Source organism: Streptomyces sp. S07_1.15 (assembly GCF_020739505.1).
Classification (GTDB): Bacteria; Actinomycetota; Actinomycetes; order Streptomycetales; family Streptomycetaceae; genus Streptomyces; species Streptomyces xinghaiensis.
Map to the genome: position 1 here is coordinate 3,087,921 of NZ_JAJBZK010000001.1, position 25,277 is coordinate 3,113,197.

Consider the following 25,277-nt stretch of genomic DNA (forward strand, 5'->3'; position numbering starts at 1 on the left):
CGGAACAGGACAAGGTACCCCGGCCGTTCTTCTGGGCAGAAGTACACGGAGCGTGAGGGGGAACCATGAGCTACGGAAGCTACGGATCCGGCTGGCCGCCACCGGGGCGGCCCGCCCCGCGGCCCGAGCCGAGCGGCGGCCAGAAGGCGAAGGCCGCGGCCGGTCTGATGGCCGTCTGGGTGGCGCTGCTGTGGCTGCTGGAGTTCGTCGACGTGGCCACCGGCAACTCCCTCGACACCTACGGCGTCTCCCCGCGCGACACCGGCGAGCTGCGCGACGTGATTCCGGCGTCCTTCCTCCACTTCGGCTTCGACCACGTCGCGGCGAACACCGTTCCGCTGGCCCTCTTCGGCTTCCTCGCCGCGCTGCGCGGCATCGGCCGCTTCCTGGCCGTCGTCGCGGTGATCGTGGTGACCGGCGGGCTCGGGGTCTGGCTGACGGCCCCCGCCGGGTCCGTCACCGCCGGCGCCTCGATCGTCGTCTTCGGCCTCTTCGGCTACCTGGTGGTGCGGGGCTTCATCGACCGGGTGGTGACGGACGTCATCGTCGGCCTGGTGATCGCCGTGCTGTACGGCTCGATCATCTGGGGCGTGCTGCCCACCGCGGGCTCCGTGAGCTGGCAGGGCCACCTCTTCGGGCTGATCGGCGGGGTGATCGCGGCGGTGGTGTTCCGCCGCCGGGCCGGTGCGGGCGGGCGGCGGGAGACCATCGTCGGCTGACGCCCCTGGGAGCACCGGGAGCACCGGCGCGGCGCGGCGCCGCTCCCGGTGCGGGTGCCGCTCACGCGCCGAGCCGCCTCACACGACCGGCCGCCTCACACGGTCAGTCCGCGCACCACCAGGTCGAGCAGGGTGAACAGGAACAGCACCACACCGATCACGCCGTTGACCGTGAAGAACGCCCGGTTCAGCCGGGACAGGTCGTGCGGCCGCACGATCGAGTGCTCGTAGACGAACGCCACCGCCACGATCGCCAGGCCCGCCCAGAAGAACGCGCCCGCGCCCGTCAGCACCCCGTACCAGACGAGCAGTCCCGTGGTGACGACATGCGCGCCGCGCGCCCCGTGCAGCGCGGCCGGGACGCCGAAGCGGGCGGGGACGGAACGCACGCCCTCGGCGCGGTCCGCCGCCACGTCCTGGCTGCCGAAGATCAGGTCGAAGCCGCCGATCCAGACGCCGACGGCGAGCCCGAGGACCACCGCGTCCCAGGACCAGGCCCCGGTCACCGCGATCCACGCCCCGACCGGGCCGATCGCCTGGGCCAGTCCCAGGATGGCGTGCGGGAAGTCCGTGAACCGCTTGCCGTACGGATAGACCACCATCGGGACGACGGCGATCGGCGCCAGCGCCAGGCAGAGCGGGTTGAGCAGGGCCGCCGCGCCCAGGAAGACGGCGAGGGCGATCAGCGCGCCGGTCCAGGCGGAGCGCACCGACACCGCGCCCGTCACCAGCTCCCGCCCCGCGGTGCGCGGATTGCGGGCGTCTATCTCGCGGTCGATGATCCGGTTGGCGGCCATGGCGAAGGTCCGCAGCCCGACCATCGCCACGGTGACGAGGAACAGCTCCCACCAGTGGACGGTCCCGTCGTCCAGGAACATCGCGGTGAGCGAGGCGATGTAGGCGAAGGGCAGCGCGAAGACCGAGTGCTCGATCATCACCAGCCGCAGGAAGGCCCGGACCCCGCCCTTCCCGGCCCCGGCGGGCCGCGCCGGGACGGGCTCCCGCTCCGGCAGGGGGCGCCCGGAGGCCGCGGATTCCGCGCTCACAGCCCGTACTCCGCCCAGCGCCGGCTGACCAGCTCGGCGGTCTCCGGGTCCGGCAGCACCATCCGCGGCCAGCCGCCGTCGCGCGTGTAGCCCTCCTCGGGCAGCTTCGCGGTGGCGTCGATACCGGCCTTGCCGCCCCAGAACTGCTGGTAGGAGGCGTGGTCGAGATGGTCCACGGGGCCCTCGGCCACCGTGAGGTCGCGGGCGTAGTCGGTGTTGCCCAGCGCACGCCAGGCCACCTCGTGCAGATCGTGCACGTCGCAGTCGGAGTCGACCACGATGATCAGCTTGGTCAGCGACATCATGTGGGCGCCCCAGATGGCGTGCATCACCTTCTGCGCGTGCTTCGGGTACTTCTTGTCGATCGAGACGATCGCGCAGTTGTGGAAGCCGCCCGCCTCGGGGAGGTGGTAGTCCACGATGTCCGGGATGATGATCTTGAGCAGCGGCAGGAAGAACCGCTCGGTGGCCCGGCCCAGCGGACCGTCCTCCGTCGGCGGCCGGCCGACCACGATCGACTGCAGCAGCGGCCGCTTCCGCATCGTCACGCAGTCGATGGTCAGTGCGGGGAACGGTTCCTGCGGGGTGTAGAAGCCGGTGTGGTCGCCGAACGGCCCCTCCGGCAGCATCCGCCCCGGCTCCAGCCAGCCCTCCAGTACCACCTCGGCCCGCGCCGGCACCTGCAGCGGCACCGTCTTGCAGTCGGCCATCTCGATCCGCTTGCCCTGCACGAAGCCGGCGAAGAGGTACTCGTCGATGTCGCCGGGGAGCGGGGCCGTGGAGGCGTACGTGACCGCCGGCGGGCAGCCGAAGGCGATGGCGACCGGCAGCCGCTCACCGCGCCGGGCGGCCGTCTGGTAGTGGTTGCGGCTGTCCTTGTGGATCTGCCAGTGCATGCCGATGGTGCGCCGGTCGTGCCGCTGGAGCCGGTAGAGGCCGAGGTTGCGGATCCCGGTCTCCGGGTCCTTGGTGTGGGTGAGGCCGAGGTTGAAGAAGGAGCCGCCGTCCTCCGGCCAGGTGAACAGCGCGGGCAGTTGGTCGAGATCGACGTCGTCGCCGGTGAGGACGGTCTCCTGGACCGGGGCGTCCTTGACCTTCTTCGGCGGTACGTGCGTCATGCCGGCGAGCTTCCCGAACGCCTCGCGCATCCCGGTGAAGCCCTGCGGCAGCTCGGGCCTGAGCAGCCCGCCGATCTTGTCGCTGATGTCGCCGTAGGAGGCCAGGCCGAGGGCCTTGAGCAGCCGGCGGTCGGTGCCGAAGACGTTCATCGCCAGCGGCATCGAGGAGCCCTTGACGTTCTCGAAGAGCAGTGCGGGACCGCCGGCCTTGTTGACCCGGTCGGTGATCTCCCCCACTTCCAGGTAGGGATCGACCTCGGCCTTGACGCGCTTGAGGTCACCGTCGCGCTCCAGCGCCCGCAGCAGCGAGCGCAGATCGTCGTAAGCCATGCGGACCAGTATCCGTCACCCCGTACGCTGGAGTTGTCACCGGGGCTGTCCCGGATCCGCCACCGTACTTCAGGGGGCCTGCTCCGACATGTTGAGGTATCTGCCGTTTCTCCTGGTCCTGGCGTTGTGGATCTACGCGTTCATCGACTGCCTCAACACGCCTGAGGACCAGGTCCGCAAGCTGCCGAAGCCGGTGTGGGTGCTGATCGTGGTGCTCTTCGGCTATGTGCTGTTCGGCTCGCTCGCGTGGCTGCTGGCCGGCCGGCCGCGGCGTACCGCGGGGGCGGGCGGCGGCTGGGGCGGGCGCGGAGTGCGCGGCGGCGGCGGCCAGTGGATCGCGCCCGACGACAACCCCGACTTCCTCCGCTCGCTCGACGACGAGCACAAGGACCGCAAGAAGGACGGGAACGGCCCGGACGACGGCCCGGCGGCCTGACCCGGCCCGGGAACACCCGCGGGCTCGGCCCCGGCCCCGGCCCGCCCGCCCGCCCGTACGGCACGACGAGAAGGCGCCCCCCGTTGATCGGAGGGCGCCTTCTCGTTGCGCTGTCGCGGCGGGGTCGCGCGGGGGACCGCCCCGCTCACACCCCGGCGTAGGAGTGCTTGCCGGTCACGAAGATGTTGACGCCGTAGTAGTTGAAGAGGAAGCAGGCGAAGGCGGCCAGCGCGATGTACGCGGCCTTGCGGCCCTTCCAGCCGGCCGTGGCGCGGGCGTGCAGATAGCCGGCGTAGGCGACCCAGGTGATGAAGGACCAGACCTCCTTGGGGTCCCAGCCCCAGTAGCGGCCCCAGGCGGCCTCGGCCCAGATGGCGCCCGCGATGATCGTGAAGGTCCAGAGCGGGAAGACCAGCGCGTTGACGCGGTACGCGAACTTGTCCAGGGTGGCGGCCGCGGGGAGCCGGCTCAGCACCGAGTCGGCGAAGGCGCCGGGCTGCTTGCCCTCCGGGGCCGCCAGCTTGGCCTCGTAGCGGTCGCGGAAGAGGAAGAGCACGGTGGCGACGGCACCGAGGTAGAACACCCCGCCGGAGATGATCGCGCAGGAGACGTGGATCCACAGCCAGTACGAGTCCAGGGCCGGGACGAGCTGGTCGCTCTCCGTGTAGAGCACGGAGACGGCGAGGCCGAGGTCGAGCAGCACGGTCGTGACCAGCGGCAGGCCGAGCCAGCGCACCGGCTTCTTCGCGAGGAGCAGAGCGAGGTAGGAGCCGACCACGACCATCGAGAAGGTCGTGGAGAACTCGTACATGTTGCCCCAGGGGGCGCGCTCCACGGACAGGGCGCGGGTCAGCACCCCGCCGGCGTGCAGCAGGAACGCGAGGGTGGTGAGCGATACGGCGATCCGGCCGTAGAGGTCGCCGCCCTCGTCACCGCCCGCCGCGCCCGGCCCGTCGGGTACGTCCCGGCTGCCGGCCGCGCCCCGGGTCACGACCCGGGGGCGCTCCAGCACGGTGGTGCCGCCCCGGCCGGTGACCTGGACGGCGGGCGCGGACGCGGCCCCGGAGGCGGCTCCGGCCTGCCCGGCGGGCCTCTCGGTCAGCGCGGCGGCCGTGCGGCCGACCTTGCTGCGGCCGCCCAGCACCCACTCCGCCATATGGGCGCCGAAGGCCAGGACGTAGACGGCCATCGCGGAGTAGATCAGCACATTGCTGATGGTGGCCAGGTTCTCATTGGCTGCGGCTGCGAGGTTCACGCGCGCGCTCCTTCGGCGGGACCAGCGGGATCGGGGTTCTCACGGTCGTCGCCGGCTGGTTCTCCGGCGGCTGTCTCTTCGGCCGGCTTCCCGGCGGCTGTGTCTGCGTCCGGCTCGGGTACCGGCGGGGCCGTCTCCCGGAGGGCCACGGCCAGATCGGCCAGTTCCTCCGGCAGCCGGGCGGACTCGCTGCGGCCCAGCGCGGCCATCTCCACGACCGTGCCGGAGCCGTCCGCGGCCGGCCGCGCCCGGACCCACATCCGGCGCCGCTGGATGAAGAGGGAGGCCGCGAGTCCCAGCAGCGCCGCGACGGCGCCGCCCAGGGCCCAGCCCTTGCCGGGCTGGCTGGAGATCTGGAAGCTGGCCCACTCCTCGACGCGGTCGAAGGTCAGCGAGCCCTGGCCGTCCGGCAGTTGCACGGTCTCGCCGGGCCGCAGGAACTTCCGGTAGAGGTCGCCGTTCTCCTTGAACTGCTTCATCTTGCGGGTGTCGAGCTGGTAGACGTTCTGCGGGATGCCCGCGTCGACGCCGAGGCTGCCCATGAAGGCGTTGATCGACAGCACCGGGTAGTCCAGCGCCGGGAAGGTGGAGTGCGGGCCCCGCACCTCGTCCAGGGCGAAGGTCGGCAGGAAGCGGCCCTGGAAGCCGAGCTGGGTCTTCTCGCCGTCCTTGTCGCGGGCGTCGGGCACCTTGATCACGCCGACGGAGGTGTTGTTGGTGTCCTGCGGCAGGAACGGCACCGGCCCCCGGTAGGCGACGTCGCCCTGGCCGTCCTTGACGGTGACGACGGGCGCGTAGCCGTAGCCGATCAGATAGACCTTGGTGCCGTCGACCTCCAGCGGATGGTTGACCTCGATGCTCCCCTTCTTCTCCGCGCCGTCCGCGCCCTCCCAGTGGGTGACGTCGGCGCGGAAGGTGCGCGGGGTGCCGTTCTGCGGGCCGCCGCGCTCAAAGGTGGCCTCGAAGTCGTCCAGCCGGAAGCCGAACGGGGTGAGCTCGTCGGTGTCGTAGAGGCTCGCGGCGCGGAAGTCGTCGTACTGGGGAAGGGTGTTGGTGAAGCCGTCGCCCTTGACGATCAGCTTGCCGCCCTCGGCCTTCCACAGGCTGCCCGCCGCGAAGGCGATGAGCATCACGATCAGCGCGATGTGGAAGACGAGGTTCCCCGCCTCCCGCAGATAGCCCTTCTCCGCGGCGGCGGTGTCCCCGCCGCGCCACGCGCGGAAGCGCCGCCGGCGCAGCGTCCGGTGGGCGGCGTCCAGCACCTCCTCCGGCGCGGCGGCGGTCCGCCAGGTCGTATACGCGGGGAGCCGCGTGAGGCGGCTCGGGCCGGCCGGCGGGCGGCCGCGGAGCTGGCCGGCGAACTGCCAGGTGCGCGGCACGATGCAGCCGATGAGGGAGATGAACAGCAGGATGTAGATCGCCGAGAACCACACCGAGCTGTAGACGTGGAACAGGCCCAGCTTGTCGTAGAGCGGCGCCAGCGTCTCGTTCTCGGCCCGGAACTCCTCGACGGCCATCGGATCGACGCCGGTCTGCGGGATCAGCGAGCCGGGGATCGCGCCCAGCGACAGCAGGAAGAGCAGCAGCAGCGCCACCCGCATCGAGGTGAGCTGCCGCCAGAACCAGCGGGCCCAGCCGATGACGCCCAGACCGGGCAGCGGGGCGCTCTCGTCGGGGGCGGTGGACAGCTGGGAGCCCGCCGCGCCGAGCCCGGAGGACGCGGAGCCGTCCGGCCCGGCCGCCGGGTCGTCGCCGTTCCCGGCCCTGGTGCCGGCTTCGGCGTTCTTCGTCGTCTCGGCCATGGATCAGATTCCCGGGGTGAAGGTGGAGGACCAGACCTGGAGGCCGCCGATCAGACGGTCCCAGACGCCCGTGACGAGCAGCAGGCCGACGGCGATCATCATCAGGCCGCCCGCCCGCATCACCCACACATAGTGCAGCTTGACCCAGGAGAAGGCGCCGAGCGCCCGCCGGAACGCGACCGCGGCCAGCAGAAACGGCACCCCCAGACCCAGGCAGTACGCGACGGTGAGCAGCGCGCCGCGGGCGGCGCTGGCCTCGTTGAAGGCGAGGGTGTTGACGGCGGCGAGGGTCGGGCCGATGCACGGCGTCCAGCCGATGCCGAAGAGCACCCCCAGCAGGGGCGCCCCGGCCAGGCCCATCGCGGGTCTGCGGTGAAAGCGGAACTCGCGCTGGGTGAAGCCGCCGAGCACGCCCATGAAGGCGAGGCCCATCACGATGGTGAGGGCGCCGAGGACCTTGGTGATCGTCTCCCGGTACTCCTCCAGCGTGAAGCCGAAGTTCCCGAAGAGGGCGCCGTAGGAGACGAAGACGGCGGTGAAGCCGAGGATGAACAGCGAGGCACCGGCCGCCATCCGCCCCTTGCGGGCCTCGGCCAGATCAGTGCCGCTGACGCCGGTGACGTAGCTGAGGTAGCCCGGCACCAGGGGCAGCACGCAGGGGGAGAAGAAGGAGACCAGCCCGGCGAGCACGGCGATCGGCAGGGCGAGCAACAGCGCCCCGCTGAGCACGGTCTCGTTGAACGTCTCCGCGGCAATGAACGTCTCCGCGGTGAAGGTCTCCGCGGCGTGGAGCGTCGTCACGGAATCACTTCTCCGCGATCAGCGGTTCGATCATCTCGCGCAGCTCGTCCTCGCCCAGCGGCTTGAGCGCACGGGCGGCGATCTTCCCCTCCCGGTCGACGACCAGCGTGGACGGGATGGCCTTGGGGTTGAGGCTGCCCTTGGGGAAGCGGAGCATGAGCTTGCCGACCGGGTCGTAGAGACTCGGATACGGCACCTCGAACTCCTCCTCGAACTTTCTCGCCGGGGTGATGTTCGGGTCGCGGGTGTTGATGCCGAGGAAGCGGACGCCCTCGTCCTTCGTGTCGTTCGCGACCTTCACCAGATGCGGCATCTCGGCCCGGCAGGGGGCGCACCAGGAGCCCCAGACGTTGACGACCACGACCTCGCCCCGGTAGTCGGCGAGCGCGGCCCGCCCGCCGTCCACCGTCTCACCGGACAGGTCGGGGGCCTTCTGCCGGTCGCCCTTCGCCGCGCGGTCGATGCCGCCGTCGCCCGCGACGAAGCCCGTGTTGCCCGAGCCCTTGGACGTCTCTCCGCCCCCGCAGGCCGTCAGCAGCAGCATTCCGGCCGCGGCGGCGGCTGCGAGGGCGGCGGTGCGGCGGCGGGACGTGCGGCCTCGGGGGGTGTGGCAGGCACTCATGTGAAAAGTTTCGCATGACCGATTGGCCGATCTTCCGCACCCCCCTGCCCGCACCCCGCCCGCCCGGGAACCGCCTGTGGCCGGGGCCCCCGGGGTCCCTCTCAGGCGCCGAAGCCCTTGGCGCCCTTGACCGGTTTGGCGCCCGCGAGCAGATGCGCCGGGACGAGGTCCCGGGCCGGCTCGGTGTAGCCGACCGAGACGATCCGGTCACCCTGGAAGGTGAACGTGGTCAGGCTCGCCAGGGTGCACTGCCGCTTGCGCGGGTCGTGCCACAGCCGCCGCTTCTCGACATAGCTGCGCACCGTCCAGATCGGCAGCTGGTGGCTGACGGCCAGCGCCTCGTGTCCCCGCGCGGCGTCGCGGGCGGCGTGCAGCGCCGCCATCATCCGGACGACCTGCTCGACGTACGGCTCGCCCCAGGAGGGCCGGAACGGGTTGGTCAGGTGCCGCCAGTTGGCGGGCCGGCGCAGCGCGCCGTCCCCGACGCCGAAGGTCTTGCCCTCGAAGACGTTGGCCGCCTCGATCAGCCGTTCGTCGGTGGCGACGGTCAGCGCGTGCGCCTTGGCGACGGGTCCGGCGGTCTCCCGGGCCCGCTCCAGCGGGGAGGAGACGACATGGGTGAGGTCGCGGCCGGCGAGGTGTTCGGCCACCCGTTCGGCCATCTTCCGGCCGAGCTCGGAGAGGTGGTAGCCGGCCCGGCGCCCGTAGAGCACGCCGTCCGGGTTGTGCACCTCGCCGTGGCGCATCAGATGGACGACGGTGATCTCGTCGCCGCCCGCCGGGCCGCCGGAGCCACTGCCGCCGCCCGGGCCACTGCCACCGCCCGGGCCACTGCCACCGCCGGAGCCGCTGCCGCCACCGGCTGTGCTGCCGCCACCGGCGCTGCCGTTGCTGGCTGCCATCCCGTTCCGCTCCCCTTCCGCTCTCCCGTTCCGTTCCCGTCCGCCCGGACCGGCCATCACGCATCCGCCCCCGGAGCCGCCGCCGCGGCGGCACGGGCCGCGGCCGGCAGCGCGGCCGCGATGCGCTCCACCGCGGCCCCGTCGTGCGCCGTGGAGACGAACCACGACTCGAAGGCCGACGGCGGCAGGTACACCCCGTGCGCGAGCATCGCGTGGAAGAAGGCGGTGAACCGGTGGACGGCCTGGGTCTTCGCCGTCGCGTAGTCCGTCACGGCCTCGTCGGTGAAGAAGACGGAGAACATGCTGCCCGCGGTCTGCAGCCGGTGCGCGACGCCCTCCTTGGCCAGCGCCTCCGTCACCAGCGTCCGCACCTCGGCGGAGACCGCGTCGAGCGTCTCGTACGCGGCGTCGTCCAGCAGCCGCAGCTGCGCGACGCCGGCTGCGGTGGCGACCGGGTTTCCGGAGAGGGTGCCCGCCTGGTAGACGGGGCCCGCCGGGGCGAGCGCAGCCATGACGTCGGCCCGGCCGCCGAAGGCCGCCGCCGGGAAGCCGCCGCCCATGACCTTGCCGAAGGTCATCAGGTCCGGCCGCACCCCGTCGAGGCCGTACCAGCCGGCCCGCGAGACCCGGAAGCCGGTCATGACCTCGTCGGAGACGTACAGCGCGCCGTTCTCCCGGCAGAGGTCGGCCAGCCCCTGGTTGAAGCCGGGCCGCGGCGGGACGACGCCCATGTTGCCGGGGGACGCCTCGGTGATCACGCAGGCGATCTGCTCCGGGTGGGCGGCGAACGCGGCCCGCACGGCGTCCAGGTCGTTGTACGGCAGCACGATCGTGTCGCCCGCCTGCGCGCCCGTCACCCCGGGGGTGTCCGGCAGCCCGAAGGTCGCCACCCCGGAGCCGGCCGAGGCCAGCAGGGCGTCCACGTGCCCGTGGTAGCAGCCGGCGAACTTGACCACCTTGGCGCGGCCGGTGAAGCCGCGGGCCAGCCGGATCGCGGACATCGTCGCCTCGGTCCCGGAGGACACCAGCCGCACCTGCTCCACGGGCGCCACCCGGGCCACGATCTCCTCGGCGAGCTCGACCTCGCCCGCCCCGGGCGTGCCGAAGGACGTACCGCGCGCCACCGCCGCCCGTACGGCCTCCTGAACCCCGGGGTGCGCGTGGCCCAGGATCATCGGACCCCAGGAGCACACCAGATCGACGTACTCGCGGCCGTCGGCGTCGGTGAGGTACGGACCCGCACCGGACACCATGAACCGGGGCGTACCGCCCACGGCACCGAAGGCGCGGACCGGGGAATTCACACCACCGGGTGTCACGGCGGCCGCGCGGTCGAAGAGCGCCTGGGAGACGGGAGCTTCATACGGAAAAGACACGTTGATCCTGACCTGCGGGTGCGTAGGTGGGGGACGGCGGCGGCCGCGCCCGGCTGACAAAGGTGCGGGACTTTCCTCCGACACTGAGACGAGACCTTCAGCCGTCCGTACGTCTGCGAGACTGGGGCATGCAGGAGTAAGTCACACAAGCCATGGTCTCAGAGCCCCGCAGGATCGTGTGCGGCCGGGCGTTTCGGCCGCCGGTCGCTGGGGATGTCTCTGAGACGATGATCGGGTTGCGCGGCCTGTGCCGCGACTTATCGGGTGGAGACTATGCATCGCGGTGGCGGACTGGGCGAGGGGACGGACGACCTGGACCCCGAGCGCGCCCGCGCCTCCCGTGCGGCCCGCCGGGGGAGGGGCCGGCACCGGGGCGAGCGTGATCCCGAGGCACCGAGGGGGAGCAGGAGTGGCCGCGTGGGGGTGACCTACAAGTACTTCGGGGCGCCCGACGGGGCGACCGCCGCCCGCGTCCCGGTCTCCATGCGCCCGGAGGAACTCGGCGGTGACGAGCTCGGCATGGGCGGCATGTTCACCAAGATCAAGCCGGAGACGATGGCCGCGATGGTCCTCACCGGCATCGAGGGCGTACCGCTGCACAAGGTCCCGCCGCTGGAACTGGTCGTCCTCCACCCCGACTACGCCGTGGTCAAGCTGCCGGTGACGGCCGTCGACCCGCTGCGCGGGGTCGGCGAGGAAGCGGTGGGCGCGGCGGCCTTCATCTGGTCCACCGTCCCCGACCGCGGCGGCCCGCGCGACGCCTTCACCGTCTACCAGCTGCTCCACGAGTGGCAGGACTTCTCCGAACGCCTCCACCACGCGGGCCACCAGCCGTACTGCCTCGTCTGGCCCTGAGCCGGGGTTTCCCGCGGACTGAGCGGGGCTTCCGGGCTCCGCCCTCGTCATGCGCCGGGAGGGGCCGCCGGCCGCCCGGGCACATCGAGGGGCACACTACGCTCAGCCGCCATGGACTGGCTGGAGCGGATCGCGAAGCTGAGGCAGTGGACCAAGGGCGGAACGCGCGCTCCGCACAAGCCGCTGCTGCTCCTCTACGCCCTCGGCCGGTTCCAGGAGGACGCCGACGGCGGTCTGCGCTACACCGCGGTGGAGCAGGATCTGCAGCAACTGCTGACCGAGTACGGACCGCCCCACAAGACGACACCCGCCTACCCCTTCCACCACCTGGTCGGCGACGGCGTATGGGAAGTCCGCACCGATCGCGGACCGGGCAGCCCCGGCAGCGGGGTACGGGACCTCCGCGGGACGGGGGCCACCGGGCAGCTCGCGCCGGACCTGAGAGCGGCCCTGCGGCGTGAACCGGACCTGCTCGGCAGCATCGCGCGCTTGCTGCTCGACCTCCACTTCCCGCCCTCTCTGCACGGCGAACTGTGCGAAGCCGTCGGCCTGGACCTGGAGCCGGCCGAGGCCGAGCAGCTCCCGGCGGTGCGCAGGCAGCGGGACCGGAGGATGCGGCAACTGGTGCTGACCGCCTACGAGTACCGGTGCGCCTTCTGCGGATACGACGGCAGGATCGGCGCGGTACCGGTCGGGTTGGAGGCCGCCCACGTGCGCTGGTGGGCGTTCGGCGGACCCGACGAGACGGACAACGGGCTGTGCCTGTGCGCGCTGCACCACAAGCTCTTCGACAAGGGCGTCCTCGGCGTGGGACACGACCAACGCATCCTCGTCTCACAACGCTTCACCGGTCACAGCCCCGCCGCCCGCGAGCACGTCATAGCGCTCGCGGGACGCCCGCTCATCGGCCCGCAGCCCGGCTCGCGCCCTCTTGCCGCGGCTCACCGCGACTGGCACACCCGACAGGTCTTCCGCGGCGAACCACGCCCTGCCACGGCCGCCTGACCCCGACAGCCTCCGCGCCCCCCTCACAGAATGCGCGTCCGCGTCAGTCCGGCACCGTGACGTGCCGCCCCGTCACGGCGCCGCCGCCGTCAGATAGCGCTGCACCGTCGGCGCGAGCCAGGCCACGACCTCCTCGCGGGGCATCTCCGCCACCGGCGGCAGCCGCAGCACGTAGCGGGTCAGCGCCATGCCGAGCATCTGGGAGGCCGTGAGTCCCGCGCGGACGGCGGCCTGGGCGGGGTCGGGGCAGACGGCGGCGACGACCGGGCCGAGCTGCTCCCGGAAGATCGCGCGGGTGCGCTCGGCGCCCGCCGCGTTGGTGACACCGACGCGCAGGGTCGCCGTCATCACCTCGTCCTCCTCCCAGCGCTCCAGGAAGTGGGCGACGAGGACGGTGCCGATCTCCTCGCGCGGTACGGCGCCGAGGTCCGGGAGGCGGAGGTCGACGGCGGAGGAGGCCGCGGCGAACAGGCCCTCCTTGTTGCCGTAGTAGCGCATCACCATCGACGGGTCGATCCCCGCTTCCCGGGCGATGGCGCGGATGGTGGCGCGTTCGTACCCGTCGGCGGCGAAGCGCTCGCGGGCCGCGGCGAGGATCGCGTCGCGGGTGGCCTGGGAGCGGCGGACGGGTGCGGGATCCATACCGGTCAGCCTAGGCCCACACCTGTGGGCCAACAGCCGTGGGCCGACGGCCGCGCACCGCAGCGGCACGCCAACGTCCCTGCGGAGCCCCCCTGTTGACCTCGCTGAGCCGCACCCCTACGCTTGCCAACAAGCGTTGGCCAACAACCGTTGACATCATCGGCGGGCGCGGCCCCCCGGATCACGGGGGCAGACCGCGCCGTTCCCAGGAGGCGGATATGCGCACCCCCCTCACCACCTCGGACGTGCTTGTCGTCGGCGCCGGCCCCGCCGGGCTGCTGCTGGCCGGCGACCTCGCCGAGGCCGGGCTCTCCGTCACCGTCCTGGAGAAACGCCCGCCGGGCCGCTCCTCGCTGACCCGCGCCTTCGCCGTGCACGCCCGCACCCTGGAACAGCTCGACGCCCGCGGCGTCGCCGGCGACCTGGTCGCGCGCGGCACGCCCCTGGAGCGCGTCGAGCTCTTCGGCACCCTCGCCCTCGACCTCGGCCGGCTTCCGAGCCGCTTCCCGTTCCTCCTGGTCACACCGCAGTACGAGGTCGAACGGCTGCTGGAGCGGCGCGCCGCGGAGCACGGGGTCCGCTTCCGGTACGGCTCGGAGGTCACCGGCCTGCGCCAGGACCCCGATGGAGTGGAGGTGACCGCCGCCGAGGTGACCGCCGCCGAGGAGCACGGCACGGCGACCCACCGTGCCGCGTACCTCGCCGGCACCGACGGCCACCACAGCACCGTCCGCCGCGCCCTGGGCCTGCCCTTCCCCGGCGGCTCCGTGATCCGCTCGCTGGTCCTCGCCGATGTGCGGCTGGACCGGGAGCCGACGGAGCTGCTCGCGCTCCGGGGCGACGGCGAGAACTTCGCGCTCGTCGTGCCGTTCGGCGACGGCTGGTACCGCGTGGGCGGCTGGAACCGGCACCGCCAGGTGCCCGACGACGCGCCGGTGGACCTGGCGGAGGTGCGGGACATCGTGCGCCGCGCGCTCGGCGACGACTTCGGGATGCGGGACCCGCGCTGGCTGTCCCGGTTCCACAGCGAGGAGCGTCAGGTCCCCGCCTACCGCACCGGGCGGGTGCTGCTCGCGGGCGACGCCGCCCATGTGCACTCCCCCGCCGGCGGACAGGGCATGAACACCGGCCTGCAGGACTCGGCCAACCTCGGCTGGAAGCTCACCGCCGTCCTCCGCGACGGTGCCTCCGGCAGCCTGCTGGACACCTACCACGACGAGCGGCACCCGGTCGGCCGCATGGTGCTGCGCAGCAGCGGCGCGATCCTGCGCCTGGCGATGGCCTCGGGCCCGGCCGGGCTCGGCGCGCGCCGGCTGGCCGCGCTGGCCGTCGGCCGGATCGGTCCCGTGGGCCGGCGCGCGCTCGGCAACGTCACCGGCATCGGCGTCGCCTACCCCGCCGGACGCGGGGCGCACGTCCTGACGGGGCGGCGCGCCCCGGACCTCCGGCTCGCCGCTCCACCCGGGGCCGCCGCGGGCACCGATGCCCCCGCCCGGCTCCACGAGGCCCTGCGCGGGGGCCGGTTCGTCCTCGTGGCTCCGGCGGACGGGCCGGGACAGGCGGGGCTGAAGGAGGCGCTGGCCGGATACGGGAGCCGGGTCCGGCCGGTGCACTGGGCAGGTGACCGGCGCACCACCCTGCTCGTCCGCCCCGACGGCTACGTGGCCTGGGCCTCGGACGCCCCGTCCCCGTCCGGCCTCCGCACGGCCCTCCACCGCTGGGCCGGACCGCCGTCCCCGCCCGGCTCCGGCAGCTGACGGCCGGCCGTGCCCGGGCGCCCGCCGCCCCGCGTCAGGGCTTGCTGCCCGCTGCGGCCGAGGCGTCCGTACCGGCACCGCCGCCCTCCGCGGGCGCGGCCGGGGGCTTCCGGCCGCCGAACAGCCGCAGGGCGACCGGCTCGGTGTAACGGGCGGTCAGCGGGCCGATGATGACGAGCAGCAGCACGTACGCCGTGGCCAGGGCGCCGAGCCGCGGTTCGACTCCGGAGCTGATCGCGAGCCCCGCGATGACGATGGAGAACTCGCCGCGGGCCACCAGCGCGCCACCGGCCCGCCAGCGGCCCTTCTCGCCGATCCTCGCCCGCTTCGCCGCCCAGTAACCCGTGGCGATCTTGGTGATGGCGGTGAGGACCGCCAGGATCAGCGCCGGGACGATCACCGGCGGGATGCTCTCCGGATTGGTGTTCAGCCCGAAGAAGACGAAGAAGACCGCGGCGAAGAGGTCCCGGAGCGGGACCAGGACCGCGTGCGCCCCCTCCGCCACCTCACCGGAGAGTGCGATGCCGACCAGGAACGCGCCGACCGCCGCCGAGACCTGCAACTGCTGGGCGATACCGGCGACCAGCAGCGTCAGCCCCAGCACGACCAGCAACAGCTTCTCCGGGTCGTCGCTGGAGACGAAGCGCGAGATCACCCGGCCGTAGCGGACCGCGGCGAAGAGGACGAGGCCGGCGACGCCCAGCGCCACACCGAGGGTCACACTGCCGGCCGCGATGCTCAGCCCCGAGAGCAGCGCCGTGAGCAGCGGCAGGTAGACCGCCATCGCCAGGTCCTCGAAGACGAGGACGCTGAGAATGACCGGTGTCTCCCGGTTGCCGACCCGGCCGAGGTCGCCGAGGACCTTGGCGATGACCCCCGAGGAGGAGATCCAGGTGACGCCCGCCAGCACCACGGCGGCGACCGGGCTCCAGCCCAGCAGCAGCGCCGCGGCGGCGCCCGGCAGCGCGTTGAGGACGAAGTCGACGATCCCGGCCGGGTACTGCTTGCGGAGGTTGCCCACCAGATCCGCGGCGGTGTACTCCAGGCCGAGCATCAGCAGCAGCAGGACGACGCCGATCTCCGAGGCCTGGGCGACGAACTCCTCGCTCGCGCCCAGCGGCAGCAGCCCGCCGTGGCCGAAGGCCAGACCGGCGAGGAGGTAGAGCGGGATCGGCGAGAAGCCGTAGCGTCCGGCGAGCCGTCCCAGCAGGCCGAGCGCGAGGATGAGGCCGCCGAGTTCGATCAGGAATATGGCTCCGTGCATGCGCTCATTCCCGTTCGAGGATCGCGGCGGCGGCGTCCACGCCCTCGCGGGTCCCGATGACGATGAGCGTGTCACCCCCGGCGAGGCGGAAGTCCGGGGTCGGCGAGGGGATCGCCTCGGAGCGGCGCAGCACGGCGACGATGGAGACACCCGTCTCCGTGCGGAGGCAGGTGTCGCCCAGGACGCGTCCGTTCCAGTGCGAGGACCCGCTCAGCGGGATGCGCTCCGCGACCAGGCCGAGGTCCGTGGTGTAGAGCAGGCTCGGGCTGTGGTCCTGCGGGGCCATGCTGTCCGCCAGGAGGGCCGCTTCGGAGCCGGTGAGGCGCAGCGACAGCGCGCAGGCGTCGGGATCGTCGGACCGGTAGGCGTTGAAGGTGCGGGTGCCGTCCCGGTGGGCGACCACGGACAGATGGCGCTGTTCGCGCGTGGTCAGGTCGTATTGGACACCAATGCCGGGCAGTGGTGTCGTGCTCATGCGTGGTGCCGGCACGGTGACCCCCTCTTTCCGGCCTCACTGGGCCGACGTGGCGGAACGGAGGGCGCGGCCGCGTCAGCGGGGCCGCCCGTCCAGAACCCTGCCATACGGCCCGCCGGCGCCGGACGGCGGTGAAGGGCGCCGGGGGCGGGGGCCGGAGCCGGAGGCGCTGTGTGCGGCTCCGGCCCCGGCCGTCGTGCTCCGGCCCCGCTACCGGGCCGTCCGCCGGGCGTGTCCCGGGTGTCTCTCCGGTGTCTCAGTCGTCCTTCTCGACCTTCAGGATGCAGCCGGTCCTCGGGTCGATCAGCACGTCGTACGTGATCTTGCCGCGCTTGACCTCCACCTCCCAGACCTTCCGCTTCTTCTTGTCCTTGGGGTGGAGCCTCTCCTCCTCCACCTCGGCCGCGGTGACCTTCCCGGGCACGGCGCCCTCCGCGATCGCGATCGCCTCGCGGATCTCCACCGGGTGCGCGTGGCCGTGCCGGCCGCCGTGCTTGTTCTGCTTGCCCTGGTGGCCGTGGTGCTTGTGGTGCTTGTGGCACCGGCCGTGGCCGTGGCCGGAGTGGTGGCCGTGGCCGTGACCGGCGTGGTGACCGTGACCGCGGTGGTGGTCGTGGGCCGAGGCCGTCGCCGGGACTCCGGCGACCAGGGCGGTGGCGGCGACCAGACCGGTGACCGCGGCGCCCAGCCGCTGGGCGACCGTGCGCGAACGGCGGAGGGCAGGGTCCGTTACGGGCATAAAAGGTGCTCCTCGATGTCGGGATCCGATCCGTCCGGTGATGCCGGACGACCGCACCTTTCCCCGCCGACCTGACGGTCTGTCATAGAATATGCATCTCATCCCCCGATCAGACCTTCCTCTGATCCGATCAGCAGCGGCATATCCTGCGTGCGGACGATCACAGCCAAGCCAGGCTCGCAACGGAGGCACCATGAGCACGCGTACCGCAGTCGTCACCGGCGCCAGCAGCGGAATCGGCGCGGCGACCGCCCGCAGACTGGCCGAAGCCGGATACCGGGTGCTGCTCACCGCGCGCCGTGCGGACCGCATCGAGGCGCTGGCGGCCGAGTTGACGGCGGCCGGGCTGGAGGCCGCCGCCCACCCGCTCGACGTCACGGACCGTGCGGCCGTCGACGCCTTCGCCGCCTCCCTCGACCGCTGCGACGTCCTGGTCAACAACGCCGGCGGCGCGCTGGGCCTCGACCCGGTGGCGACCGGCGACCCCGCCGACTGGCGGGCGATGTACGAGGTGAACGTCCTCGGCGTACTGCACGTCACCCAGGCCCTGCTGCCCGCCCTGACCGCCTCCGGCGACGGCACGGTCGTCGTGCTCACCTCCACCGCCGGACACGGCACCTACGAGGGCGGCGGCGGCTATGTGGCCGCCAAGCACGGTGCCCACGCCCTCGCCGGGACCCTCCGGCTGGAGCTGTGCGGCGAACCGGTCCGGGTCATCGAGGTGGCCCCCGGCATGGTGCGCACCGACGAGTTCGCGATGACCCGCTTCCGCGGTGACGAGGAGCGGGCGGCGGCCGTCTACGCGGGCGTGGCGGAGCCGCTCACCGCCGAGGACGTGGCCGACACCGTGGCGTGGGCGGTCACCCGCCCCCCGCACGTCAACATCGACCTGCTCGTCGTCCGCCCGCGCGCACAGGCGTCCAACACCAAGGTCCACCGCGAGAGGTGAGTCCGGCGCCGGCGACGCCGCACGGCCGGCTCTGGAGGGGCAGACTGCCCGCAGGCCCGGAGACGATAGGCGGCACAGCGTCGAGACCCGGTACCGCGGCCATCTCAGTCCCGTCAGAACTGGGTGAAAGGCGGAATCACCCGCGTGATTGCGATGAGCCGCAGGCGTGGAAGGGGCAGTGCGTAGAACCAGCCGTCGGCCAGGAGCGGGATGCGCCGCACACCGCCCGGTACGCCCTTCCGCGGCCCCTCGCCGAGGTCGGTGACGTCAACGCCGACCTCGGCGAGGGCGACCATCTCCCCCGCGAGGCGCTCGACCTCGGCCACCACCTGCGGGGGCAGTCCCGCGACGACGTGCTCGGCATCCGGGTCGTACTCCCAGCGCCAGTCGCTGCGGTCGCTCACGCCGCTCCCTGCCGGTGGTTGATGCCGGCCTCGGCGCACGCCTCGTCGAGGATGCGGCCGATCTCGGCCGCGATCTCCCGGGCCTGCCCGATGTCCTCGGTCTCGGCCGCACGGGCCTCCAAGGCCCGCAGCCGGGCTGCACGTTCCGGATGGCGCTCCACGGCGACGTGGACGGCCCACTGCCCGACGAAGCGACGCATGGGCGCGGCACTCACCTGCTCCCGGGACTGCTGCAGAGCCGCCGCACGCTCGGCGTCGAAGGTCGGCAGCGCGTCCGGGGCGATCACCGCGAGGGCGGCACGCAGCTCCTCCGGAGTGCTCGCCGGCTGCGCGATCCGGTGCACCTCCGCCTCCGTGTCAGCGCTGGCGGTGCCGTGCCGCGGGTGGTCGGGCTGCGTGCTCATCGCGGTCTCCAGTGGGAATCGGCAGGTCCGCTGAGCCTCCTACGGTACGGCCCCGGTCGGCTCCCGCGCAGACAGGGGCCGCATTCGTCCCGGTTCGCCCGGCAGTGCCGGCCTCACGGCGGCGGTCACCCACCAGTCAGTCCTCTCCCAACCCCTGGTCCAAGGGGCCGATCCCATGCCCCGCGATAGCCTGCCCCCGTGCAGGGGACTGACAGGATCCGGCGGGCCCGCGGTGCGATCGTCGGCTCAGCAGTGGGTGACGCCCTCGGGGCACCCTTCGAGTTCGGACCCGAGGGGGCGTTCTCCGCCCGCTTCCCGGCGCCCGGCGCAGGCGGCGAGATGTGCGGCGGCGGTGGCTGGGACCCCGCAGAGGCCACCGACGACACCCAGATGGCCGTCCTGGTCGGGGAATCACTGGTGGAACGCGGCGGGCTCGACCTCCCGGACATCTTCGCCCGATTCCGGCGCTGGGCCCGCTCCGAACCCAAGGACATCGGCCTGCAGACCGAGTCCTGACCACGGAATACGGGTCATGGTGGAGCCAGAACAGAGGTGAAGGGGTGGGCGAGGGGACTGGTGTCGCCCCCCGCGCTGTGGGTGGCAAGTTCCTGGAGGGCGGTTGCGGTCATTCCCGCAAAGGTGCGGAACTCGCGGGCGAGGTGAGCCTGGTCGTGGTAGCCGCACGTAGCTGCCGTTTCGGCCCAGGTCGCACTCGGCTTCAGCAGCCTGGTCAGAGCCTTTTGGAAGCGGAGAACGCGGGCGGCGCTCTTGGGAGTGAGGCCGATCTGCTCCGCGAAGAGGACCTCCAGGCGGCGACGGCTCCGCCCGGTCGCTTCGGCCAGCCGCCCGACGGGCAGCGTGCCGTGACTGGCCTGCAACAGGGTCCAGGCCTCCGACACCACTGGTGAGGGCCAGCACCGGCTGTCCGCGAGCCGCATGGAGATTGCTTCGTCGAGAAGAGCCCAGCGACTTCTCCAGTTGGATGCGCGGGCGAGTTGACCGGTGAGGGCGACGCCCCAGTGCCGTCCCAGTACGTCCACTGGGTGGACCATGGTGTCGGCCAGGTGACGAAGCGGCATGCCGAGGAGTGCATAACCGCCCAACGGCGTCAGTTCCACCTGCACGCCGTGGCCCGTGCCGCCGGTGCGGCTGATCACCGGGCCGGTCTGGAGTCCCAGCAGCACCGCGTCACGGCCCCCGCCCGACGGCGGATCCCGGTCCGAGGCGAGGTCCAGTGGGGCTCCCCACGTCAAACACAGCGTCACGGTGGTCGAGGGGAGGTTCAGCCTCTGCGCGACCGGTGCCGTACTCATGCGGTAGCCGGTGTAACTGACCACGTGGGCGCGCAGCCGGGCAGGAGGATGCCGACGCACCCGGCAGCCCTCCGAGCTCGCATCGTCCGGTGCCGACTCGCGGACCACAACTGCCGCCCTTCTCGATCCATGCGCCTCCAAGGAACACGCACCCGGCAGGGTGCGCGTTTGTACAAGACACCTCGCCGACCTTGGCTTCAGTCTGATGGTGTTCACGACGGGCCGTGAAGCCAAGATCACGCCATCCGGGCGACCGGCCTCGGAGTTCCTCCCTGGGACAAGACACATGCTGACCAGGGACGTTTGCCTATGGCGGTTGCCCAATGCCGACGTGTTGTCGGTCACGGCGGCCCTCGTCCCAACGAATCGAAGGAGTACCCATGCGTTTCCGTACGGCTGTGGCAGGACTGGGAATCGGAGCGGCCCTGCTGCTGGGCGGGGTGTCGGCGCCCGCGCAGGCTGCCGCCCACGACGGAGTTGCCTCTGCGCTCGGGCCCTCGTGCACCAAGGGCAAGAACCTCACCAACGGCTGGGGGAGGTGCACCACTGCGGGGAACTACAAGTGGCGCGTCAACGTCGACTGCACGCTGGGGGGTTCGGGGTCGAGCAGCATCGTGACCGGCCCCACCCGCACCAACGCATACTGCAACTGGGGCTATGTGGAGTACGTGTCCATCGAGCACTTCTGATCGCCCGTGCACCCACGGCGTCCCATGGTGCCGTAATCCCGCCGGGACCCTGACCGCCGACGCTGAACCGTGATTCTCCGAAACACCCATGGGCGCCGGGCCGTTCCTTGCCAACGGCGCCACAACGCAACCGAACAGAAGCCGGCGGCGCTGGAGAGCGAACCGAGTCGATGGTGCTGCGCACGCCGTTGTGGGCCGAAGACTTCCCGTCTTCGGCCCACTGCTCATTCGTTGGCTTGCGGAGTTCCGGGCTGGCTGTGGGTTCAGCGACCGGTCGGGGAACGGGTGATGAGCGCGGTGAAGGTGGGCAGGACGGGTTGGGTCCGGGCCGTGGCGGCTGAGACTCAAGGAGGGGTACCGGTCACTGCCGCATCGACGGCGACGACAGCGGAAAGCCCACAGGCCGAGCGGATGCGCACGAGAAGACTCCGTGGCGAGGAAGGAACGGAAGAAGGGCGACGCGCGGTAGCCCAGGGTCAGCAGGGCCCCAGCCGTCAGCTTCCGCGCTCCCCCTCAACGAACCGGTCCACCAGGTGGTCGTACACCGCGACCGCCGCCGTGGCGTGCTTCGCCTTGAGCAGGTCGGCGTCCCGGCGGCGGATGTACCGCAGCGTGGTCTCGATGTGCGCGTGGTCGGCGTACTCCCGGATCTCCTCCACCGGCACCTGCGCGTCGTGCATGTGCGTCAGCTTGGAGGCCCGCAGGACGTGCGGGGTGAGGTCCCGGCCCGGCAGCACGCCGGCCGTGCGGCCCAGGCGGTTCAGCAGCCGGTCCACCGCGTGCCGGTCCATCGGTTTTCCGGCGTCGTCCAGGAGCAGCCGGCCCTCCGCGCGGCGGCCGGCGGCGACGTCGATCAGGTCGCAGAGACGGTCCGGCAGCGGGAACACGCGTCCCTTGCCGCCCTTGCGGCGCAGGTCGAGCCTGCGCGCGCCGTCCAGCACCCGCACGTCCACCAGGGTTGCCGCGCAGCACTCGGAGAAACGGCCGACCAGCGTGTAGATCAGGACCGGCACCAGCGCCTCGCGCGGTGTGGCGGCCGCGTTCACCACCGCCTGGAACTCGGGCACTTCCAGCACGGGCGTGGCCCGGCAGCCGCCCGGGCCCGGATCCACGGGCCCGGGCGGCGCCCTCCTCAGCCCTTCACGCAGATGACCTGCTTGAGCTTGGCCACGACCTCGACCAGATCGCGCTGCTGGTCGATGACCTGCTCGATCGGCTTGTACGCGGCCGGGATCTCGTCCACGACCCCGGAGTCCTTGCGGCACTCCACGCCCCGGGTCTGCTCCTCCAGGTCCCGGGCCGTGTACCGCCGCTTGGCCGCGTTGCGGCTCATCCGCCGGCCCGCGCCGTGGGAGGCGGAGTTGAAGGACGCCTCATTGCCGAGCCCGCGCACGATGTACGAGCCGGTGCCCATGGAGCCCGGGATGATGCCGTGGTCCCCGCCGCCCGCACGGATCGCCCCCTTCCGGGTGACCAGCAGGTCCATGCCGTCGTACCGCTCCTCGGCCACGTAGTTGTGGTGGCAGGAGATGACCGGTTCGAAGACGGGCCGGGCCTTCTTGAACTCCTTGCGGACGACGTCCTGGAAGACGCCCATCATGATCGCGCGGTTGTGCTGGGCATACTCCTGCGCCCAGAACAGGTCGTTCCGGTAGGCCGCCATCTGCGGGGTGTCCGCGACGAACACGGCGAGGTCCCGGTCCACGAGGCCCTGGTTGTGCGGCAGCCGCTGCGCGATACCGATGTGGTGCTCGGCCAGCTCCTTGCCGATGTTGCGGGAGCCGGAGTGCAGCATCAGCCATACCGTGCCGGACTCGTCCAGGCAGAACTCGATGAAGTGGTTGCCCGAACCGAGCGAACCCATCTGCCGGGCGGCCCGCTCCCGGCGGAACCTGACCGCCTCGGCCACCCCCTCGAAGCGGGACCAGAAGTCCTCCCAGCCCGCCGTCGGGAAGCCGTGCAGCCGCCCCGGGTCGACGGGCTCGTCGTGCATCCCGCGCCCCACCGGTATCGCCTGCTCGATCCTCGACCGCAGCCGGGAGAGGTCACCCGGCAGGTCGTTGGCGGTCAGCGAGGTCTTCACCGCCGACATCCCGCAGCCGATGTCCACCCCGACCGCGGCCGGGCAGACGGCGCCCCGCATCGCGATCACCGAACCGACCGTCGCGCCCTTGCCGTAGTGCACATCGGGCATGACGGCCAGGCCCTGGATCCAGGGCAGCGTGGCGACGTTCTCCAGCTGGCGCATCGCGCCGTCCTCGACGGTGGCCGGGTCGGCCCACATCCGGATCGGCACCCGCGCACCGGGCAGCTCGGTGTATCCCACGACGTCCTCGATTCCCCCGCCGGCCGGGGTCCCCCCGTGACCGGGACTGATGTCTCCCGCTGGTCGAAAGCGCACGGCACAAAACCCTCCATCCCCCCGGATAACCGGCATCGGCCCGGCGGAGGCGGCGGCGCGTGCGGTACACATTGTCTCCATCGGCCGCCGACCGGCGGCAACAGCTTTTCCGAAGGGAGCCGGGCACCGTGCAGCGATGGGCGTACGGAACGAGCGCCGTGGCAGCCGCGCTGCTCGTCGGGCTGACGGGGTGCACCGGTTCCTCCGGTGACGGCGGCGGGGACGGTTCCGAGCAGGGCGGCCCCTCCGCCACCTCCTCCGCCAGGCCCGGCAAGTACCGCACCCTGCCCGAGGCCTGCGGCGCCGTCGAACGCGGCACCCTGCGCGCCCTCCTCCCCGGCCTCGACAAGCTGGAGGGGACGAAGCGCGAGAAGGCGTACGACGGCCAGCCGGCGCTCACCTACGACACCGACCGCCGCACCGGCTGCCGCTGGACCACCGGGCTCTCCGACGGCACCCGCAGCCTGGTCATCGACTTCGAGCGGGTCGTCTCCTACGACCCGGCCCTCAGCGACGACGACCGCGCCCAGCAGCTGTACGACAAGAAGGCGGCCGAGGCCGGCATCCCCGCCCCCGTCGACGAGAAGCCGGAGGACGGCAAGCCGTCCGCCGCCGCTTCCGAGTCCCAGGCCGAGAACGCCGATCCGGCCGAGACCTCGGGCGCGGCGGACAGCGGAGAGGGCGAGGACGGCAAGAACGCCGGGGACGGCGAGCAGGGCAGCGGGGACAAGGGCGGCGAAGGCGGCGCGGACACCGGAGAGAACGGCACATCCGGGGAGAACGGCGAAAAGGGGGAGAAGGAGGAGAAGGGCGACGAATCCCCCGCATCCTCCCCCTCCGCCGGTCCCTCCACCGCCCCCCGCGCCCTCGACGGGCTGGGTGATGTCGCTTACATCGACGACCACCTCGGCACCGCCGATTCCGGCGCCCACCGCGACATCACGATCGTCTTCCGGGCCTCGAACGTCCTGGTGACCATCACGTATGACCAGTGGTCGACGCACCGTTCGGACATCCCCGGCAGCCGGGAGCTCCAGGCCAGGGCGCAGCGCCTGGCCCGTGAGCTGTCCGACACCTTCGACGCATGACCGCCGCCCGTCCCGCCGTCCTCCCTTACGGTGGTGCGGCGTACGGGTGGTACCACCGCCCCTGGATGACAGATGAGCGAAGGAACCATGCACCGATCAGCCACGCGACTTCTCGCCGCCGCAGCCGTCATACCCATGATGTTCGTCGCCGGCTGCTCCTCGGACTCCGGTGACGAGGCGGAGGCCAAGCCGTCCGCGTCGTCGGGGGAGGCGAGCGCCTCGCCCACCACGGCCCCCGCGAAGTACGCCGACCTGCCCAAGGCGTGCAAGGCCGTCGGCAAGGACACCATCGAGGACCTCGTCCCCAAGGCCGACAGCAAGACCGGCACGGCCGGCAAGTCGAGCGACGTCAACGCGCGCAGCACCTGCTCCTGGTACGGCCTCGACGGTTTCCAGTACCGCTGGCTGGACATCTCCCTCCAGCGCTTCGAGTCCGACGCGACGCTCGGCAGCGCGGAGTCGCGCGCCGAGCAGTACTTCACCAAGCAGGTCGGCGAGGCCAAGTCCGTCAAGGGCGGCAAGGACGTGAAGAACGCGGCGCCGTCCGGCATCGGCGACGAGGCGGCCACGGTGCGCTACGACATCACCAAGGACGGCGACGGCTTCAAGAACCAGACCGTCGTGACCCGCACCGAGAACGTCGTCATCACCCTGAACTACAACGGCGCCGGCTACGAGGACGCCAAGCCGCCGAAGGCCGACGATCTGCTCAAGGACGCCGAGAAGGCCGCCAAGGAGGCCGTCAAGGCCGTCGCCGACGCCAACAAGTGAGCGACGGCCGCCGCCCCCGGACCGGGATCCGGACGGGCCTCCGCCCGAACCGCCCCTGAGATACCGCGCGTAACCGGGGATACCGCCCGGGAGCCCGGGCCCGCGACAGGTCCG

26 protein-coding genes and 1 pseudogene are annotated in these 25,277 nt (G+C 72.2%); 10 read left to right on the forward strand and 17 right to left on the reverse strand.

Translation table 11 applies throughout. The features are described 5' to 3' along the window. The first annotated feature begins 167 nt into the window (after positions 1-167). Positions 168-719, forward strand: coding sequence for a rhomboid family intramembrane serine protease (locus LIX60_RS13210; protein ID WP_227962755.1), 552 nt, complete (start codon positions 168-170; stop codon positions 717-719). 95 nt (positions 720-814) lie between these two features. On the opposite strand, the gene mqnP is transcribed toward LIX60_RS13210, so the two are convergent. Together mqnP and LIX60_RS13220 are read right to left on the reverse strand one after the other, a co-directional pair. Further along, complete coding sequence (gene mqnP / locus LIX60_RS13215) at positions 815-1,765, reverse strand: menaquinone biosynthesis prenyltransferase MqnP (protein ID WP_374117850.1); 951 nt, start codon at positions 1,763-1,765, stop codon at positions 815-817. Further along, a complete protein-coding gene (locus LIX60_RS13220; protein ID WP_227958589.1) occupies positions 1,762-3,213 on the reverse strand; it encodes a menaquinone biosynthesis decarboxylase in 1,452 nt (483 codons plus the stop codon). Before LIX60_RS13220 ends, mqnP begins: the two co-directional genes overlap by 4 nt. A gap of 88 nt (positions 3,214-3,301) precedes the next feature. Here LIX60_RS13220 and LIX60_RS13225 point away from each other — a divergent pair, with 88 nt between their 5' ends. Next, positions 3,302-3,649, forward strand: coding sequence for a PLDc N-terminal domain-containing protein (locus LIX60_RS13225; protein WP_227958590.1), 348 nt, complete (start codon positions 3,302-3,304; stop codon positions 3,647-3,649). Positions 3,650-3,794: 145 nt separating this feature from the next. Here LIX60_RS13225 and ccsB read toward each other — a convergent pair whose 3' ends face one another. From ccsB to hemL, 6 genes are all read right to left on the reverse strand, one after another. Beyond that, a complete protein-coding gene (gene ccsB / locus LIX60_RS13230; protein ID WP_227958591.1) occupies positions 3,795-4,904 on the reverse strand; it encodes a c-type cytochrome biogenesis protein CcsB in 1,110 nt (369 codons plus the stop codon). Then, positions 4,901-6,706, reverse strand: a complete 1,806-nt coding sequence (locus LIX60_RS13235; RefSeq protein WP_227958592.1) for a cytochrome c biogenesis protein ResB — start codon at positions 6,704-6,706, stop codon at positions 4,901-4,903. Before LIX60_RS13235 ends, ccsB begins: the two co-directional genes overlap by 4 nt. A 3-nt stretch (positions 6,707-6,709) precedes the next feature. After that, positions 6,710-7,462 carry a cytochrome c biogenesis CcdA family protein gene (locus LIX60_RS13240; protein ID WP_227962757.1) on the reverse strand — a complete coding sequence of 251 codons (753 nt, stop codon included), beginning with the start codon at positions 7,460-7,462 and terminating at the stop codon, positions 6,710-6,712. Positions 7,463-7,511: 49 nt separating this feature from the next. After that, positions 7,512-8,129 (reverse strand): TlpA disulfide reductase family protein, encoded by a 618-nt coding sequence (locus tag LIX60_RS13245; RefSeq protein ID WP_227958593.1) that lies wholly within the window; start codon positions 8,127-8,129, stop codon positions 7,512-7,514. Between the two features lie 101 nt (positions 8,130-8,230). After that, on the reverse strand, positions 8,231-8,875 hold the full coding sequence (locus LIX60_RS13250; protein ID WP_227962758.1) for a histidine phosphatase family protein: 645 nt from the start codon (positions 8,873-8,875) through the stop codon (positions 8,231-8,233). A 212-nt stretch (positions 8,876-9,087) separates the two neighbouring features. Continuing rightward, positions 9,088-10,407 (reverse strand): glutamate-1-semialdehyde 2,1-aminomutase, encoded by a 1,320-nt coding sequence (hemL, locus tag LIX60_RS13255; protein ID WP_227958594.1) that lies wholly within the window; start codon positions 10,405-10,407, stop codon positions 9,088-9,090. Between the two features lie 273 nt (positions 10,408-10,680). Between hemL and LIX60_RS13260 the strand changes: the two genes are divergently transcribed. Continuing rightward, a complete protein-coding gene (locus tag LIX60_RS13260; protein ID WP_185831215.1) occupies positions 10,681-11,262 on the forward strand; it encodes a hypothetical protein in 582 nt (193 codons plus the stop codon). Between the two features lie 111 nt (positions 11,263-11,373). Next, positions 11,374-12,267, forward strand: a complete 894-nt coding sequence (locus LIX60_RS13265) for a phosphorothioated DNA-binding restriction endonuclease (protein ID WP_227958595.1) — start codon at positions 11,374-11,376, stop codon at positions 12,265-12,267. 72 nt (positions 12,268-12,339) lie between these two features. Here the strand turns inward: LIX60_RS13265 and LIX60_RS13270 are convergent, their stop codons facing one another. Next, positions 12,340-12,909 (reverse strand): TetR family transcriptional regulator, encoded by a 570-nt coding sequence (locus LIX60_RS13270; RefSeq protein WP_227958596.1) that lies wholly within the window; start codon positions 12,907-12,909, stop codon positions 12,340-12,342. Between the two features lie 218 nt (positions 12,910-13,127). Between LIX60_RS13270 and LIX60_RS13275 the strand changes: the two genes are divergently transcribed. Beyond that, positions 13,128-14,666, forward strand: coding sequence for an FAD-dependent oxidoreductase (locus tag LIX60_RS13275; protein ID WP_227958597.1), 1,539 nt, complete (start codon positions 13,128-13,130; stop codon positions 14,664-14,666). A gap of 34 nt (positions 14,667-14,700) precedes the next feature. Here LIX60_RS13275 and LIX60_RS13280 read toward each other — a convergent pair whose 3' ends face one another. The 3 genes from LIX60_RS13280 to LIX60_RS13290 form a co-directional block, all read right to left on the reverse strand. Further along, positions 14,701-15,930 (reverse strand): cation:proton antiporter, encoded by a 1,230-nt coding sequence (locus LIX60_RS13280; protein ID WP_227958598.1) that lies wholly within the window; start codon positions 15,928-15,930, stop codon positions 14,701-14,703. A 4-nt stretch (positions 15,931-15,934) separates the two neighbouring features. Beyond that, positions 15,935-16,420, reverse strand: coding sequence for a cation:proton antiporter regulatory subunit (locus LIX60_RS13285; RefSeq protein WP_078650092.1), 486 nt, complete (start codon positions 16,418-16,420; stop codon positions 15,935-15,937). Between the two features lie 241 nt (positions 16,421-16,661). After that, positions 16,662-17,144: a PepSY domain-containing protein gene (locus tag LIX60_RS13290; RefSeq protein WP_227958599.1), complete on the reverse strand. Its 483-nt coding sequence runs from the start codon at positions 17,142-17,144 to the stop codon at positions 16,662-16,664. 193 nt (positions 17,145-17,337) lie between these two features. On the opposite strand from LIX60_RS13290, the gene LIX60_RS13295 reads away from it, so the two are divergent. After that, positions 17,338-18,093 carry an SDR family NAD(P)-dependent oxidoreductase gene (locus LIX60_RS13295; protein ID WP_227958600.1) on the forward strand — a complete coding sequence of 252 codons (756 nt, stop codon included), beginning with the start codon at positions 17,338-17,340 and terminating at the stop codon, positions 18,091-18,093. A 113-nt stretch (positions 18,094-18,206) separates the two neighbouring features. Here LIX60_RS13295 and LIX60_RS13300 read toward each other — a convergent pair whose 3' ends face one another. Further along, positions 18,207-18,497, reverse strand: a complete 291-nt coding sequence (locus LIX60_RS13300) for a hypothetical protein (protein WP_227958601.1) — start codon at positions 18,495-18,497, stop codon at positions 18,207-18,209. Then, entirely contained in the window at positions 18,494-18,901 is a 408-nt protein-coding gene (locus tag LIX60_RS13305; protein WP_227958602.1) for a DUF6247 family protein, read from the reverse strand. The genes LIX60_RS13300 and LIX60_RS13305 overlap by 4 nt, the downstream gene beginning before the upstream one ends. A gap of 216 nt (positions 18,902-19,117) precedes the next feature. On the opposite strand from LIX60_RS13305, the pseudogene LIX60_RS13310 reads away from it, so the two are divergent. After that, a pseudogene (locus tag LIX60_RS13310) lies at positions 19,118-19,411 on the forward strand (ADP-ribosylglycohydrolase family protein); the annotation flags it as partial. A 20-nt stretch (positions 19,412-19,431) separates the two neighbouring features. Here LIX60_RS13310 and LIX60_RS13315 read toward each other — a convergent pair. Then, a complete protein-coding gene (locus tag LIX60_RS13315; protein WP_227958603.1) occupies positions 19,432-20,214 on the reverse strand; it encodes an AraC family transcriptional regulator in 783 nt (260 codons plus the stop codon). A 398-nt stretch (positions 20,215-20,612) separates the two neighbouring features. Here LIX60_RS13315 and LIX60_RS13320 point away from each other — a divergent pair, with 398 nt between their 5' ends. Further along, the gene (locus LIX60_RS13320) at positions 20,613-20,903 is read left to right on the forward strand and encodes a hypothetical protein (RefSeq protein ID WP_227958604.1); all 291 of its coding nucleotides are present in this window, start codon (positions 20,613-20,615) and stop codon (positions 20,901-20,903) included. 494 nt (positions 20,904-21,397) lie between these two features. Here the strand turns inward: LIX60_RS13320 and LIX60_RS13325 are convergent, their stop codons facing one another. Together LIX60_RS13325 and LIX60_RS13330 are read right to left on the reverse strand one after the other, a co-directional pair. After that, positions 21,398-21,970, reverse strand: a complete 573-nt coding sequence (locus LIX60_RS13325; RefSeq protein ID WP_308101266.1) for a tyrosine-type recombinase/integrase — start codon at positions 21,968-21,970, stop codon at positions 21,398-21,400. Positions 21,971-22,035: 65 nt separating this feature from the next. Next, positions 22,036-23,229 (reverse strand): RtcB family protein, encoded by a 1,194-nt coding sequence (locus LIX60_RS13330; RefSeq protein ID WP_227958606.1) that lies wholly within the window; start codon positions 23,227-23,229, stop codon positions 22,036-22,038. A 203-nt stretch (positions 23,230-23,432) separates the two neighbouring features. Here LIX60_RS13330 and LIX60_RS13335 point away from each other — a divergent pair, with 203 nt between their 5' ends. Continuing rightward, the gene (locus LIX60_RS13335) at positions 23,433-24,392 is read left to right on the forward strand and encodes a hypothetical protein (protein ID WP_227958607.1); all 960 of its coding nucleotides are present in this window, start codon (positions 23,433-23,435) and stop codon (positions 24,390-24,392) included. A gap of 72 nt (positions 24,393-24,464) precedes the next feature. After that, on the forward strand, positions 24,465-25,163 hold the full coding sequence (locus LIX60_RS13340) for a DUF3558 domain-containing protein (RefSeq protein ID WP_227958608.1): 699 nt from the start codon (positions 24,465-24,467) through the stop codon (positions 25,161-25,163). Positions 25,164-25,277: the final 114 nt, after the last annotated feature.

Bases quoted from the DNA above. Each gene is read 5' to 3' on its own strand.
- LIX60_RS13210 (WP_227962755.1), top strand. From the start codon at position 168: ATGGCCGTCTGGGTGGCGCTGCTGTGGCTGCTGGAGTTCGTCGACGTG.
- LIX60_RS13220 (WP_227958589.1), bottom strand. From the start codon at position 3,213: ATGGCTTACGACGATCTGCGCTCGCTGCTGCGGGCGCTGGAGCGCGAC.
- LIX60_RS13225 (WP_227958590.1), top strand. From the start codon at position 3,302: ATGTTGAGGTATCTGCCGTTTCTCCTGGTCCTGGCGTTGTGGATCTAC.
- LIX60_RS13235 (WP_227958592.1), bottom strand. From the start codon at position 6,706: ATGGCCGAGACGACGAAGAACGCCGAAGCCGGCACCAGGGCCGGGAAC.
- LIX60_RS13245 (WP_227958593.1), bottom strand. From the start codon at position 8,129: ATGAGTGCCTGCCACACCCCCCGAGGCCGCACGTCCCGCCGCCGCACC.
- LIX60_RS13250 (WP_227962758.1), bottom strand. From the start codon at position 8,875: ATGCGCCACGGCGAGGTGCACAACCCGGACGGCGTGCTCTACGGGCGC.
- LIX60_RS13260 (WP_185831215.1), top strand. From the start codon at position 10,681: ATGCATCGCGGTGGCGGACTGGGCGAGGGGACGGACGACCTGGACCCC.
- LIX60_RS13265 (WP_227958595.1), top strand. From the start codon at position 11,374: ATGGACTGGCTGGAGCGGATCGCGAAGCTGAGGCAGTGGACCAAGGGC.
- LIX60_RS13270 (WP_227958596.1), bottom strand. From the start codon at position 12,909: ATGGATCCCGCACCCGTCCGCCGCTCCCAGGCCACCCGCGACGCGATC.
- LIX60_RS13275 (WP_227958597.1), top strand. From the start codon at position 13,128: ATGCGCACCCCCCTCACCACCTCGGACGTGCTTGTCGTCGGCGCCGGC.
- LIX60_RS13280 (WP_227958598.1), bottom strand. From the start codon at position 15,930: ATGCACGGAGCCATATTCCTGATCGAACTCGGCGGCCTCATCCTCGCG.
- LIX60_RS13290 (WP_227958599.1), bottom strand. From the start codon at position 17,144: ATGCCCGTAACGGACCCTGCCCTCCGCCGTTCGCGCACGGTCGCCCAG.
- LIX60_RS13295 (WP_227958600.1), top strand. From the start codon at position 17,338: ATGAGCACGCGTACCGCAGTCGTCACCGGCGCCAGCAGCGGAATCGGC.
- LIX60_RS13305 (WP_227958602.1), bottom strand. From the start codon at position 18,901: ATGAGCACGCAGCCCGACCACCCGCGGCACGGCACCGCCAGCGCTGAC.
- LIX60_RS13315 (WP_227958603.1), bottom strand. From the start codon at position 20,214: ATGAGTACGGCACCGGTCGCGCAGAGGCTGAACCTCCCCTCGACCACC.
- LIX60_RS13340 (WP_227958608.1), top strand. From the start codon at position 24,465: ATGAGCGAAGGAACCATGCACCGATCAGCCACGCGACTTCTCGCCGCC.